Consider the following 14,304-nt stretch of genomic DNA (forward strand, 5'->3'; position numbering starts at 1 on the left):
GCTGATGTGCCGTCAGGACACCACGTCGGCCGGCGGCTTGCCCTCCAGATACCCGGCGATGTTCTGGATCGCGGCCAGGCCGATCCGTACGAGGGTCTCGCGGGTGACGCCCGCGACATGCGGCGAGAGCACCACGTTCGGCGCCTTCAGGAGCCGCAGGGCGGCGGTCGGCGGCTCCGGGTCGAAGACGTCGATGCCCGCCCCGGCGAGGGTGCCCGCCGTGAGCGCGTCGGCGAGCGCGTCCTGGTCGATCAGCGCGCCGCGGGCCGTGTTCACGACGAACGCCGTCGGCTTCAGGAGCGCCAGGCGTTCGGCGTCCAGGAGATGACGTGTGTCGTCGGTCAGCGGGGCGTGCAGGGTGACGTAGTCGGACGTACGCAGGAGTTCATCGAGGCCGACGTGGCGGGCGCCGCCGAGGCGCGCCGCCGTCTCGGCGGCGACCGGGCGCGGACCCGCGTACACGATGTTCATGTCGAACACCACGGCGCGGCGGGCGACTTCCTCGCCGATGTGACCGAGCCCGACGATGCCCAGGGTCTTGCCGGACAGCTCGGTGATGGACTGCTGGAGCCGGGGCAGCGCCCAGTCGGCCTCGGTGAGGGCCGTGTGCGCCGGGATCAGCTGCTTGGCCAGGGCCAGCATCAGGGCGAAGGTCTGCTCGGCGACGTTCTGCTTCTCTGCGCCGCTGGAGCCGACCGAGCAGACGGTGACGGAGTGCGCGCGGGCCGCGTCGAGGTCGACGTGGTCGAAGCCGTGGCTCGCGCACTGGACGACCTCCAGGCCGGGGGCCGCCGCGATGTGCTCGGCGGTCACGGGCCCCAGCCCGGTCACGATGATGTGTGCCTCGCGCAGCGCCGCGGGGTCCTCGTCGGCCGTCTCGACGACGGTGACCTCCGCCGACGTGGGCAGCAGTCCGGCGAGCGCGGTTCCCGTGGCGCGGCCGCCCACGTGCGGCGGGATGACGGCGAGGACGTTCTTCACGGCGGTCATGGGGTCGTCTCCTCGATCAGGTCGTCGGGGGTGAGCGTGGAAGGCCCGGCGTGGCCGGACAGGGCCAGCGTGAGGTCGAGTTCGGCGAGCAGGCAGCGGATCACGTGGTCGACTCCGGCCTGGCCGTCGAGGCCGAGGCCGTAGACGTACGGCCGTCCCACGAGCACGGAGTCGGCGCCGAGGGCGAGCGCCTTGACGATGTCGTCGCCGGTGCGGATCCCGCTGTCGAACAGCACGGTGAGCCGGTCGCCGACCGCCTCCGCCACGCGGGGCAGCGCGTCGGCTGCGGCGACGGAGCCCGCGACCTGGCGGCCGCCGTGGTTGGAGACCACCACTCCGTCCATGCCCGCGTCGGCGGCGCGGCGCGCGTCGTCCGGGTGCAGGATTCCCTTCAGGACGATCGGGCCGTCCCAGTTCTCCCGCAGGAACTCCAGGTCGGGCCAGGTCTTTCCGGGGTCCGAGAACATGCCGACGAAGTGCATCACCGCCGCGTTCGGGTCCTCGTGCACCGGCTTGGCCAGGCCCGCCTGGAACGCCGGGTCCGTGAAGTAGTTGGCGGTGCCCACGCCGTGCAGGAAGGGCAGATACGCCTGGTCGAGGTCGCGCGGCCGCCAGGCGAGCAGCGGGGTGTCGAGGGTGACGAACAGCGCCGTGAACCCGGCCGCCTTGGCCCGGTCCAGGAAGCTCTTGGTGACGTCACGGTCCTTCGCCCAGTACAGCTGGAACCAGCGCTGTGCGTCGCCCATCTCCCCGGCTACCTGCTCCATCGGCGTGCTGGACGCCGAGGACAGGATGTACGGGACGCCGCGGGCCGCGGCGGCGCGGGCGGCGGCGGACTCGCCCTCCGGGTGCATGATCGAGAGGACACCCACCGGCGCGAGGGCGAGCGGCGCGGGCAGCCGGTGGCCGAGCACCTCCACGGAGAGATCGCGTTCGTGTACGTCACGCAGCATGCGCGGCACGATCCGGCGCCGCTCCAGGGCCTGACGGTTGGCGCGGGCCGTGCTGCCGTTCCCCGCGCTGCCCGCGACATAGCCCACCGGGCCCGGACCGAGCCGCTGCTCGGTCAGCTCCTCCAGGCGGGTCAGGTCGGTGGGCAGCCGGGGTACGGCTCCCGTCATGCCGTTGAGGTAGATCTCGTACTGGAAATCCGCCCAGTGCGGCGAAGGCGTCATGTGGTAGGTCCCGTCCGCTGTCCGTGAGACTGCACTGTCTGTCCGTCGATCCTTGCCACTGTGACAAGCGCCGTCCATGGTCGTACGCACCCTTTTCCGATGGCACTATCACCCTGTGACAAACAAGCGCGAACGCGTCCGGCAGGAGCTGCTTGCCGACACCCGGCTTGTCGAGGCCGTCGTCGACGCGGTGCACGCGCGGGTTCCCGCCTATACGGCGCTCGACGGCAGCCGGTTCCCCGAGGTGCGGGCCATCGCGGCCTGGGCGAACGACCGGCTGCTCGGCCACTGGGTGACGGGCGGCGCGATCGACGAGGCGGATCTGCGGCGCTTCCGGGGGATCGCGGCGGCGCGGGCGGCGGACGGCCGCCCCTTGCAGTCCGTCCTGCGCGCCTACCGGGTCGCGGCGGCGGTGCTCGCCGATGAGGTCGCGGCGCGCGCCCCGCAGCTCTCCACGAAGGACGCCTTCGCCCTCACGCGGCTGCTGCTCACCGCGATGGACACCCTCTCGGAGGAGATGACCGCCGCGTACGCGGACACCAGTGAACGCCTCACGGGTGACCGCGACCGCTCGCTGCGGCTGCTGCTCGACGACCTCATCGCGGGACGCCACGCGTCGCTCGGCGCACTCACCGACCGGGCGAACCGCCTCGGCATCCAACTGCCGGAGAGCTACTGCCTGTTGGTCGCCGAACCCGCGAACGGCACGCAGCCGGAGGGCCCCACCGACCTCTCGCTGCACACGTCCGCCGCGCTGCTCGCCGCGCTCGGCGGCGACGGTCCGCGCGAGACGTCACTGGCGACCACGCACGGTTCGCGCGCCGTACTGCTGCTGCCCGCCGCTGCCGCCGACGCCGCGCCGGACGTCCTGCGGGGGCAGGCCCTGCGCGGCTGCGCGGTGTCCGGCGAGAGCCTGGACCGGGTCGCGGTCGCGCACCGTCTGGCCGCCGACGCGCTGGACTCCGCTCCCCCGCACGCCCACCGCCCCGACCGGGTCCTGACCGACGCCGACGCCCATGTCCTCGCGCTGCTCGCGGGCCACCCCGTGGCCAGCCCCGACCGCGTCGGACGCCTCGTCCTCGGGCCGCTCGTCGACCGCTCCCAGCACCATCTCCTGGAGGCGCTGACCGCGTACATCGACACCGGGTCCGCCAACGCGGCCGCCCGCGCGCTCCACCTCCACCCGCAGTCCGTGCGCTACCGCCTGCGCCGCGTCCACGCCCTCACGGACCGCGATCCCCGAGACCCCTGGCAGCGCCTCACCCTGGACATCGCCCGGACCGTCGTCCTCGGCGGGCGAACCAGCACGTAGAGCTCGCCCGGCACCTGGCACGGACCAACACCTAGAGCTGCGGCCGCTGTTCGGCACGGGAGCCCGAACCCGCGAGCGTCGTGGTGTCGACGTAGAGGACCTCGTAGACGCGCTCCGTGAACCGCCAGCCTTCGGGAGTGCTGCGGTAACAGTCGTGGTAGATGGCGTAGTTGGTGTGCGAGCCGCCTTCATGGAAGGTGCCGAGCTCCGCCATGTACGCACGGCCGACCGCCCTGCCGTTCTCCACGCGGATCGTCCCCGCGTGCGTGACCTGCACGAAGTAGGCCCAGTTGGCCTGCAGTCGCTCGATCCCGGCGCGGATGTCCGCCCGGCCCGCGAACTCGATGCCGCCGCCGGGGATCCGCCAGACGCCGTCCTCCGTGAAGAGCGAGGCGAAGCGGTCGTAGTCGCGCATCATCAGCGCGTCGGTGAACTCGCCGCGCAGCGCCTCGATCTCGAAGCGGTCGACGATGGTCTCAAGGTCGCTCATCGGTTGGCCCTCTCACGTCGGGGTGTGGCCTGGGTGCCCGGTGGGGCACCCCACCAGACCGACGTTCCGACGCCGCGAAACGTGACACGCGGCGGCGGTGCCGCGCCAGGCCGGTGGCCCCAACCCACCGCCTGTGCAAGGCTGTTCGTGCGGCTCCGGACGCTCGGCGCGATGCCACGGCCATCGGGATGCCACGACCATCGGGACACGATCCGCACGGGGGACGCCGACACAGCATGGAGTACGGGGGAAGCAGTCATCGCCGGCTGTGGCTCGCCCTCATGGTCGCCGGTGCCGTCCTGGTGGTCGGGGCGATCGTGTGGGCGGCGAGCGTCGTCGCGCGGGGCGGTCTCGCGCCCCAGGACACCGCGGGGGTCGTCGGGCTGGTCGTCGGGCTGATCAGCCTGGTCGCGGCCGTCGCCGCGCTGCGGCACCGGGCGGGACAGGAGCCCGACCCCGCGCAGGCGGCCGAGCGGCTGCTGCACCGGGTGCACGCCACCGAGGGCCGCCAGTGGCGCCAACTCCTGGGCGGTGACCGGGTGTTCATCGACCTGACCTATGCCGTCGCGGCCACCGGAGCCCGCGGTCCGCGGCCGCCGCAGGACCTGGCGTGCCGCCTCTCCAAGGTCGCGGACGACTACCGCGCCATCGACGACCGCCGCCTGGTGATCACCGGCGCTCCGGGCGCCGGGAAGACGGTCCTCGCGCTCGCCCTGCTGCTCGCGCTGACCCGCGACGGCGGCCGGGAGCCGGTCCCGGTGCGGCTCTCGCTCTCCGGGTGGAACCCGCAGGTCGACTTCGAGGACTGGCTGGTGCAGCGCCTCGTACAGGACTACGACCGGGAGCCGCGGGTGGCCCGCGACCTGGTCGCCCAGCGCAGGATCCTGCCGGTCCTGGACGGGCTCGACGAGATGGACGACGCCCTCCACCCGCACACCGACGTCACCGCGTCCCGCGCGGCGGCGGCCGTCGAGCGGCTCGACGCATACCAGAACGGCACCCGGGGCCTGCCCCTGGTCGTGACCTGCCGGACCGACTGGTACGAGCGTCTGGAGCGGGTCAACCGCGGTGTGCCGGACGCGGTGCGCATCGAGATCCAGCCGGTCACGGTCACCGACGCCCGCGCCTATCTGGAGGCCCGCTCGGCACACCGCCCGGACCGCTGGGGCACCGTCCTGCGCACCCTCACCGAGGCCTCGGGGCCCGCGGGCTTCCTGACCCGCGCGATGTCCACGCCGTGGCGGCTGACCCTGGCCGCGACCGCGTACGCCGATGCGGGCGACCCCGATGAACTGCTGCGCCACCACGACCAGGTCTCCCTCGACAAGGAGTTGCTCGGCAGGTACATCCCGGCCGCAGTGCGCCTGCACCCGCGCGCGTCGGGACCCTACCGCCCCGAGCAGGTGCACCGATGGCTGCGTCAACTGGCCCTGCACAGCGAGCGGCAGGCCGCGGCGACGGCCCAGGCCGGCCTCGTACCGCACCAGTTGTGGCCGCTCGCCGGGGCCTGGACGGTGCGGATCGCCGACGCGCTGCTCACCTCGCTCGTCATCCTCAGCGGCGCCGCGGCCCTGCTCGTGCGGACGGACTCCCGGCTCGATCCCCGCGACGTGCCGACGGCCGCCGCCTTCGTGGGGCTGGTCCTGGTACTGCTCGCCCGCGCGGGCCGGGGCCGGATCTCGCTCTCCCCCGGCGGCAAGCTGCGCCGGCTGCACACGCGGCACGAACGGCAGTTGCTGCTGCACCGGCTGCGGGGCGCGGCGGTGCTTGTCCTCGCGATATCGATCGTGCAGTGGGTGGCGTCCGGGCTGGTGGCCGTGGTGATCGCGGTGCTCACGGCGGGCCTCGTCCTCAACCTGGTCTCGCAGTTCACCGCGGCCAGCAGGGACCACGAGCCGCGCCGCAAGACGCATCCCCGGCAGCTGCTGCGCGACGACCTCAACTCGGCGCTGACGTACTCGGCGCTCTTCGCGGTCTGCTTCGGTACGGTCGTCGGCTACGGCAGCGGCGACTACGCGATCGGCCTGGGCGCGGGAACCGTCGGCGGCGTCGCCTGCGGCATGGTCTGGTGGAGCGAGGCCAGCCGCCGCTACCTCGTCTTCGTGCTGTGCGCGCGGATCCGCGGACGGCTGCCGTGGCGCCTGATGCGATTCCTGGACTGGGCGTACGACGCGGGGCTGCTGCGGGTGTCGGGCAACGCCTACCAGTTCCGCCACCACGAACTGCGGGCCTGGCTGCTGCGCACTCCGCAGCCGCCGTGAGCGGGGGTGCCGGCCGGCGCGGCCGGCAACCCCGGTCCTACGGGCAGCTCACCAGATACGTACGCGCTCCGTGTGGTCCAGCCAGAGCCCGTCGCCCTCCGCCGTCCCGAACGCCTCGTGGAACTCGTCGAGGTTGCGCACGATGTTGGCGCGGAACTCCGGCGGCGAGTGCGGGTCGATGGTGAGGTACTGCTGCTCCTGCTCCTTGCGCCGCTTGGTGCGCCAGCAGTAGGCCCAGTTCATGAAGAGCCGCTGGGAGCCGGTCGTGCCGTCGGCCGTGGGCACGGGCGCCCCGGCCAGCGCGATGAGGTACGCCGTGTGACCGATCGTCAGGCCGCCCAGGTCACCGATGTTCTCGCCGACCGTCAGGGAGCCGTTGACGAACTCGCCGGGCAGATTGCGGGGCGAGAATCCGTCGTACTGCTTGATCAGCGCCTTGGACTTCGCCTCGAACGCGGTCTTGTCGTCGGCGGTCCACCAGTCGTTGAGGTTGCCCGCGCCGTCGTACTGCGCGCCCTGGTCGTCGAAGCCGTGCCCGATCTCGTGGCCGATGACCGAGCCGATGCCGCCGTAGTTCTCCGCCGGGTCGGCGTCGGGCGAGAAGAACGGCTTCTGCAGGATGCCCGCGGGGAAGCAGATCTCGTTGGTGCCCGGGTTGTAGTACGCGTTGACCGTCTGCGGCAGCATGAACCACTCGTCGCGGGCGACCGGTGAGCCGATCTTGGCGAGCTCCCGGTCGGACTCGAACGCGGCCGCCGCGTGCGCGTTGCCGAGCAGGTCGTCGGCACAGACCTGGAGGGCCGAGTAGTCGCGGAAGGTGTCCGGGTAGCCGATCTTGGGCCGGAACGTGGCGAGCTTCTCGTACGCGCGCTCCTTCGTCGCGTCCGTCATCCAGTCGAGGCGGGCGATCGACTGGCGGTAGGCCTCAAGGAGGTTGGCCACCAGTTCGTCCATCATCGCCTTGGAGGACGGCGGGAAGTGCCGCGCCACGTACTCCTTGCCGACGGCCTCGCCGATGGAGCCCTCGACGAACGCGACGGCCCGCTTCCACCGGGCGCGCAGCTCGGGCGTGCCGTTGAGGGTGCGGCCGTAGAACTCGAAGTTGTTCCGGACGAAGTCGTCCGTGAGGTAGGGCGCGCTGGCGCGCAGCACGCGGGTCAGCGCCCAGTCACGCCACTGCTCGACGGGTACCTCGGCGAGGGCCGTGGACAGATGGCTCAGGTAGGAGGGCTGGCGGACGCAGGTCTCGGCGATGGTGGCGTCCGAGCCGCCGAGGCCCGCCGCGTAGCCGCGCCAGTCGAACTCCGGGGCGAGCGCGGTCAGTTCGTCGAGGGTGGTGAGGTTGTAGGTCTTCTGTACGTCACGGGTCTCGGCCCGCTCCCAGTGCCCGGCCGCGAGGCGGGTCTCCAGCGCGAGGACCGTCCGCGCGGCGTCGGCGGGCGCGGCGTGCCCGCCCAGCGTGAGCAGCTCGGTGAGGTGGGCGAGGTACTTCTCGCGGACGTCGGCGAACTTGTCCTCGCGGTAGTACGACTCGTCGGGCAGCCCGAGTCCGCCCTGGAGGACGTTGAAGAGGTAGCGGTCCGAGTCGCGGTCGTCGGAGTCGATGTACGTGCCGAAGAGTCCGGAGCCGCCGACGCGCTCGAAGCGCCCGAGGAAGGCCGCCAGCTCACGGGTGTCCCGCAGGCCCGCGACCTCGTCGATGAGGGGCTGCGCGGGGGCGAGCCCGCGGGCGGCGATGGTCTCCTCGTCCATGAACGAGGCGTACAAGGTGGCGATCTTGTGCGCGTCATCGGAGCCTTCGTCGGCCGAGGCGGCCGAAGCGAGCTCCTGGATGATCACCTTCACTTGTTCCTCGGCCGTGTCGACCAGCTGCACGAAGGGGCCCCAGCTGGAGCGGTCGTCGGGGATCGGCTCGTTCTCCAGCCACTCACCGTTGACGTGGCCGAACAGGTCGTCCTGCGGTCGGATCTCGGGGTTCATGCCCGCGCGGGCGTCATCCAGCATGCTCATCCACGCACCCTACGCGGATCACCGCCTCCGGCACGATCGGCTTCTGGCACCGGCCTCCGACCGAGCCGCTTCGCTTGGTATGGACATGACCATGACCCCCTCATATGCTCCGCATGAATCCCGTCTGAGAGCGCTCTCACCCCGGACCGCGAATCCGGACGACAGAAGGGCACCCCCCATGAGACGCAGAACCGCGACCCGCGCCGGACTCTCCTCCTTACTCCTGGTCGGATCCTGGGCGGGCATCGCGCTCGCCCCCGCCGCCGACGCGGCACCCAAGCCCGCGCCGCCAGCGTCGGCCGGCATGCTCGGCGCCCTGCAGGACGACCTCGGGCTCACCGCGGGCGAGGCACGCGAGCGGCTCGCCGCCGAGAAGACGGCGATCCGCGTCGACCGCGAGGCCCGCCGGGCGGCCGGATCGACGTACGGCGGATCCTGGTTCGACGCGGCCAGCGGCAGGCTCACCGTCGCGACGACCAGCGCCGGGAAGGTCTCCGCCCTGCGGGAGACCGGCGCGGCCGTCCGCGTCGTGCGGCACAGCGCGAAGACGCTGGACGCCGCCAAGGCACGCATCGACCGCCTGGACGCGCCCTCCGGCGTGAGCAGTTGGCATGTCGCGCCGCGCGGCAACAAGGTCGTGGTGAACGTCGTCGCGGGCCGGCAGGGCGACAACGATGTCCGACGGTTCGTCGAGCGGGCCCGGCGGGCGGGCCCCGTCCAGGTCGACACGGTCGGCGCCGCGCCCACCACCTTCGCCGCGGGCACCGTCGGCGGCGACCCCTACTACACCGGCAACGTCCGCTGCTCCATCGGCTTCTCCGTGCACGGCGGCTTCGTCACCGCGGGCCACTGCGGGCAGGCCGGGGCCGGGGTGCGCGGCTGGGACGGCTCGGACATCGGCAGCTTCCGGGGCTCCTCGTTCCCCGGCGACGACTACGCGTACGTCAGCGTGGGCAACGGCTGGTGGACCGTGCCGGTGGTGCTCGGCTGGGGCACCGTCCCCGACCAGTTGGTGCGCGGTTCGGCCGAGGCCCCGGTGGGCGCGTCGATCTGCCGCTCCGGCTCCACCACGCACTGGCACTGCGGCACCGTCCTCGCCAAGAACGAGACGGTCAACTACAGCCAGGGCGCCGTCCACCAGATGACCAAGACCAGCGTCTGCGCCGAACCGGGCGACTCCGGCGGCTCGTTCATCAGCGGCGACCAGGCCCAGGGCGTCACGTCGGGCGGCTGGGGCAACTGCAGCGGCGGCGGCGAGACCTGGCACCAGCCGGTCAACGAGATCCTCTCGCGGTACGGGCTGACCCTGCACACGGCCTGACGGATGCGTGACCGCGCCGGTCCGGGAGGGGCCGGCGCGTACACCCCCTCGGTGAGTCCTGACGGCTGGATGGCCCTAACGGGGTTCACCGGGACGGGCGGGGAGGAAGGACTGCGGCTGCCACATCCACGTACGAACGATCCGCGGGCCACCGCGCCGTGGACGAACGGAGAGCCGCTATGACAGCAAGCCCGGGCGGCGGCAGACGCCGCACCCGCATCGGCACGAGACTCCTCGCCCTGGCCGCCGTGGGCGCGCTCACCCTGGGCGCCGCACCGGAGAACGCCACGGCGCGGGACAGCGCGCCGCCGCCCGCCCGCTCCCCCTTCACGGGCCTGGCGGGACGTCAGGGTCCGGTGCTCGCGGTGAAGTTCGACAACGCCCGGATGGCCCGGCCGCACACCGGTCTCGCGCAGGCGGACATCGTGTACGTGGAGAAGGTCGAGGGCGGGATGAGCCGGCTGATGGGCGTGTACTCCAGCCGCCTGCCGAAGTCCCTGGGGCCGGTGCGCAGCGCGCGGGAGTCGGACATCGAGCTGCTGCGGCAGTTCGGCCGCCCGGCGCTCGCCTACTCCGGGGTGCGCAGTTCGCTCGCCAAGGTGCTGCGCAAGTCGCCGCTGTACATCCGGCCGCACGGCCGCCTTCCGGGTGCGTACTTCCGCAGCTACGGCCGCCCCGCCCCGCACAATCTCTTCGTACGCCCCAAGGCCGTGCTCCGTTCGGCGCCGAACGCCAGCCGGCCCGCCGACATCGGCTTCCGCTTCGGCCCGGCTCCGGCGGGCGGCGACCGCACGACGGTACGGACGGTCCGCTACGCCTCGGCGAGCCACGCCTTCCGCTGGTCGCCCCGGCAGGGCCGCTGGCTGGCGTCCTTCGACGGGGCGCCGGCCCGCAGCACCTCGGGGGCGCGCCTCGGGGCGAAGACGATCGTCATCCAGTACGTGCACATGCCGCCGTCCCGCTACAAGGACGTGAACGGCGCGGCGACCCCGTACATCAAGACGGTGGGCAGCGGTCGGGCCACCGTCCTGCGGGGCGGCAAGGCGTACCAGACCCGTTGGAAGCGGTCCAGCGCCACCGGCGGCACGACGTTCACGCGCCCCGACGGCTCCCGGATGCCCTTCGCGCGCGGCCAGGTCTGGATGGTCTACGCGGACCGCTAGCCGTTCATCAGGAGGTGGACGGCGAGCGCGCCGGTCACCGCACTGGCGGCCAGCGCGGTCCACAGCCTGCCCCGGCCGCCGGTGAGGACCCGGCCGAGGAGGGCCCCGCCGCCCGCGAGCAGCAGCTGCCAGCTGGCGGAGGCGGTGAAGGCGGCAAGGACGAACGCGGTCTGCTCCCACTCGCCGGGGGTACTGCCCGCCTTGCTGCCGAGGACGAGGGCCGCGAAGTAGATGACGGTGACGGGGTTCAGCAGGGTGATGCCGACCAGGCTGAGGTAGGCCCGCGCGGGGCTGACGGGTGCCGGTTCGCGCCCGGCCCCGTCCGCCGACCGGCGCGCGCGGTGCTGTCGTACGGCCTTGGTGCCGCCCTGCACCGCGAGCGCGACGAGCACCACGGCCGATGCCCAGCGCAGCGGATCCATCACCGGCCGCAGGAGCTGGGTGAGCGAGCTGCCGCCGACCATCGCGATCAGGGCGTAGAGACCGTCGGCGGTGGCGATGCCCAGCGCGGCGCAGGCGCCGGTCCGCAGGGATGTCCGCGCGGTGAGGGCCACGAGATAGGTCCCGACGGCCCCGACCGGCATGGCGATGCCATATCCGGCGAGGGCGCCCGCGACCAGGGCCTCGATCACAGGTTCGCGAGCACGGGCCTTCGCGGACGGCCGGGCTGCTGCTGGACGCGCACCGGACGGGCGGTGGCGGTCAGCGGCAGGGCGGCGGTTTTCGTGGTCGTGGTCATGCGGAGATTCTGGGTGGGGCGTGGGAGACGGGCAAGGGATTAATGAGATCGAGGGGCGCCGGTTCCGGCACCATGAACTCCTCCTCCTCAGCGTTACGTTCGGGGGGTGTGGTGTCGACCATCAACATCCAAAGATCGCGCTTCTCCCCGAGTCCCGCATCCTCGTCGCGGGCAGGCGCGGAGGCACGTTCCTGACGCGCGTCACCCCGTCGGCCGGTGAATGTCGGACGGTGACAACTGGAGGGTGACCGAGCGGCGCAAGGTCCGCGTGCCCGGACGGGTGGTCATGCGCTGCGGCCAGGGTCGCGACGGCCTGCTGTGGCTCCGCACCGGCGACAGCTGGCTCCGCCTCGAAGCCTGAGTCTGCCGGCGCCGAAGAGTGCAGCGCATGATCTACGGCCGAACAGGCGTCGGCCCGGTGACCGTATGCGGTCACCGGGCCGACGGGGATGCGCTCCTCACCGAGCGACGGAGCGGCGGAGTGTCAGGGGCTCAGCCTCGTACGGACTCCAGTTCGCGGTCGCGGTCCTGGTGCGGCGTCGACGGGACGTCGCCGAGCTGCTTGTGCAGCTTCTCGCCCTCCACGTCGACGTTGGGCAGCAGCCAGTTGAGCCACTTCGGGAGCCACCACGCCGACTTGCCCAGGAGGGCGAGGACGGCGGGGACGATCGCCATGCGGACGACGAACGCGTCGAACAGGACGGCGATGGCCAGACCGAAGCCCATCATCTTGATCATGTCGTCGTTCTCCATGATGAAGCCGGAGAAGACGCTGATCATGATGACCGCCGCGGCGGCGACGACCCGCCCGCCGTGCGTGAAGCCGGTGACGACGGCCTCGCCGGGCCGCGCCCCGTGGACGTACGCCTCACGCATCCGTGTCACGAGGAAGACCTCGTAGTCCATGGCCAGGCCGAACACCACGCCGATCATGAAGATCGGCATCATGCTCATGATCGGGCCCGGCTGGTCCACGCCCACGATGTCGGCGAGCCAGCCCCACTGGAAGACCGCGACGACCGCGCCGAGCGCCGCTGCCACCGAGAGGAGGAAGCCGAGCGCCGCCTTGAGCGGCACCAGGACCGAGCGGAAGACCAGCATCAGGAGGAGGAAGGCCAGGCCGACGACGAGTCCCAGGTAGGGAAGCAGCGCGTCGTCCAGGGTCTGCGAGAAGTCGATGGTCATCGCGGTCGCGCCGGTGACCAGGACCTCGGAGCCGGTCTTGTCGCCGAGTCCGTCGACGGTCGAGCGGATCGTCTTGACGACCTCTTCGGTCTTGTGGTCGCTCGGGCCGGTCTTCGGTACGACGTTGAAGATCGCGGTGTCGTCGCTCTTGTTGGCCTGGGCGGGCGCGACGGCGGCGACCCCGTCGATCTTGCCGATCTCCTTGCCGACCGTGGCTGCGGCGGCCCCCGCGCCGGCGCCCTTGTCGGTGTCGACAGTGACCATCAGCGGGCCGTTGAAGCCCGCGCCGAAGGACTCGGACAGCATGTCGTACGCCTTGCGCTGTGTGGTGTCCGGCGCGGACGAACCCTCGTCCGGCAGGCCCAGCTCCAGGCTCGCCATCGGTACGGCGGCGGTGCCGAGGCCGACCACCGCGAGCAGCAGCACCGGCAGCGGGCGGCGCAGCACGAAGCGGGCCCAGCGGGTGCCGAGCTTCGGCTTGGCGTTCGCGTCGCGCAGTTCGCTGACGGGCTTCTTGCGGTCCTTGCGGCGCAGCACCTTGCGGCCCGCGAAGCCGAGCAGCGCGGGGATCATGGTGAGCGCGATGAGGACGGCGATCGCGACGGTGCCGGCCGCGGCCAGGCCCATCTTGGTGAGGATCGGGATGTTGACGATCGCGAGGCCGGACAGCGCGACGATGACGGTAAGTCCGGCGAACACCACGGCGGACCCCGCGGTGCCGGTGGCGCGGCCCGCGGCCTCCTCCGGTTCGCGGCCGTCGGCGATCTCCGCGCGGTAGCGGGAGACGATGAAGAGGGCGTAGTCGATGCCGACGGCGAGGCCGATCATCATCGCGAGCGTCGACGTGGTGGCCGACAGGTCGAGGACGCTGCCGAGCGCCGCGATGCCGGAGACGCCGATGCCCACACCGATGATGGCGGTCAGGAGCGGCATGCCCGCGGCGACCATCGAGCCGAAGGTGATCACCAGGACGACCGCGGAGACCGCGATGCCGATGAGCTCGGCGGAGCCGCCCATCTCCTGCTCGGCCATCACGGCGTCACCGCCGGTCTCGACGGTGAAGCCCGTGTCACGGGCGTCGTCGGTGGCCTTGGTGAGCGCGTCGCGCGCCTTGTCGGTGAGCTCCTGGGCGTTGACCTTGTACGTGACCGACGCGTACGCGGTGGTGCCGTCCTTGCTGACGGCGTTCGCCTTGTACGGGTCGGCGACCCCGGAGACCTGCGGACCTGCGCCCAGCGTCTTGACCAGCTTCTCGACGTCGGACTTGGGCCCGGCATCGGTCAGCTTCTCGCCCTCGGGGGCGCGGATGACGACTCGGGCCGTGGCGCCCTCGGCACTGGCGGCCGGGAACTTCTCGTCGAGAAGGTCGAAGGCCTTCTGGGACTCCGTCCCCGGCATGGAGAAGGAGTCTTCGGGCGGTGCGGGTGCGGCGGACGCGGAGAAGCCGACGCCGGCGAGCAGCACCACCCACATCAGTGCCACATAACGGCGTCGCCGGAAGGCGAGGCGGCCTAGTTTGTAGAGGAACGTAGCCACGGCGAAAGGGACTCCCGTCGGGTTTGGCAGGCAGGGCGACTCTCCCCGGCGTCGCATCGGTGCACGTCAGGGCGGTCAGCAGGTTTCCCCTCAATGTTCCGGTCCCGATCCGTCCCGGGAGT

At 72.1% G+C, this 14,304-nt stretch carries 10 protein-coding genes; 4 read left to right on the top strand and 6 right to left on the bottom strand.

The features are described 5' to 3' along the window. Positions 1 to 12 precede the first annotated feature (12 nt). A complete protein-coding gene (locus tag ACIBKX_RS16185; RefSeq protein WP_363274602.1) occupies positions 13 to 990 on the bottom strand; it encodes an NAD(P)-dependent oxidoreductase in 978 nt (325 codons plus the stop codon). Next, positions 987 to 2,165 carry a lactate 2-monooxygenase gene (locus tag ACIBKX_RS16190; RefSeq protein WP_363274600.1) on the bottom strand — a complete coding sequence of 393 codons (1,179 nt, stop codon included), beginning with the start codon at positions 2,163 to 2,165 and terminating at the stop codon, positions 987 to 989. Before ACIBKX_RS16190 ends, ACIBKX_RS16185 begins: the two co-directional genes overlap by 4 nt. A 115-nt stretch (positions 2,166 to 2,280) precedes the next feature. Between ACIBKX_RS16190 and ACIBKX_RS16195 the strand changes: the two genes are divergently transcribed. Further along, on the top strand, positions 2,281 to 3,477 hold the full coding sequence (locus ACIBKX_RS16195; RefSeq protein WP_363274598.1) for a helix-turn-helix domain-containing protein: 1,197 nt from the start codon (positions 2,281 to 2,283) through the stop codon (positions 3,475 to 3,477). 31 nt (positions 3,478 to 3,508) lie between these two features. On the opposite strand, the gene ACIBKX_RS16200 is transcribed toward ACIBKX_RS16195, so the two are convergent. Beyond that, positions 3,509 to 3,967 (bottom strand): nuclear transport factor 2 family protein, encoded by a 459-nt coding sequence (locus tag ACIBKX_RS16200; RefSeq protein ID WP_363274597.1) that lies wholly within the window; start codon positions 3,965 to 3,967, stop codon positions 3,509 to 3,511. A 236-nt stretch (positions 3,968 to 4,203) separates the two neighbouring features. Here ACIBKX_RS16200 and ACIBKX_RS16205 point away from each other — a divergent pair, with 236 nt between their 5' ends. Continuing rightward, positions 4,204 to 6,228, top strand: coding sequence for an NACHT domain-containing protein (locus ACIBKX_RS16205; RefSeq protein WP_363274596.1), 2,025 nt, complete (start codon positions 4,204 to 4,206; stop codon positions 6,226 to 6,228). Between the two features lie 48 nt (positions 6,229 to 6,276). On the opposite strand, the gene ACIBKX_RS16210 is transcribed toward ACIBKX_RS16205, so the two are convergent. After that, complete coding sequence (locus tag ACIBKX_RS16210) at positions 6,277 to 8,238, bottom strand: M13-type metalloendopeptidase (protein WP_363274595.1); 1,962 nt, start codon at positions 8,236 to 8,238, stop codon at positions 6,277 to 6,279. 178 nt (positions 8,239 to 8,416) lie between these two features. Between ACIBKX_RS16210 and ACIBKX_RS16215 the strand changes: the two genes are divergently transcribed. Continuing rightward, positions 8,417 to 9,559, top strand: a complete 1,143-nt coding sequence (locus ACIBKX_RS16215) for a S1 family peptidase (RefSeq protein WP_363274594.1) — start codon at positions 8,417 to 8,419, stop codon at positions 9,557 to 9,559. Positions 9,560 to 9,738: 179 nt separating this feature from the next. Beyond that, complete coding sequence (locus ACIBKX_RS16220; protein ID WP_363274593.1) at positions 9,739 to 10,722, top strand: DUF3048 domain-containing protein; 984 nt, start codon at positions 9,739 to 9,741, stop codon at positions 10,720 to 10,722. Here the strand turns inward: ACIBKX_RS16220 and ACIBKX_RS16225 are convergent. Continuing rightward, positions 10,719 to 11,354 carry a LysE family transporter gene (locus ACIBKX_RS16225; protein WP_363274592.1) on the bottom strand — a complete coding sequence of 212 codons (636 nt, stop codon included), beginning with the start codon at positions 11,352 to 11,354 and terminating at the stop codon, positions 10,719 to 10,721. The genes ACIBKX_RS16220 and ACIBKX_RS16225 overlap by 4 nt on opposite strands. Positions 11,355 to 11,953: 599 nt before the next feature. Beyond that, entirely contained in the window at positions 11,954 to 14,182 is a 2,229-nt protein-coding gene (locus tag ACIBKX_RS16230) for an MMPL family transporter (RefSeq protein WP_363274591.1), read from the bottom strand. Positions 14,183 to 14,304: the final 122 nt, after the last annotated feature.

This window comes from Streptomyces sp. NPDC050658 (genome assembly GCF_044457025.1).
GTDB lineage: Bacteria > Actinomycetota > Actinomycetes > Streptomycetales > Streptomycetaceae > Streptomyces.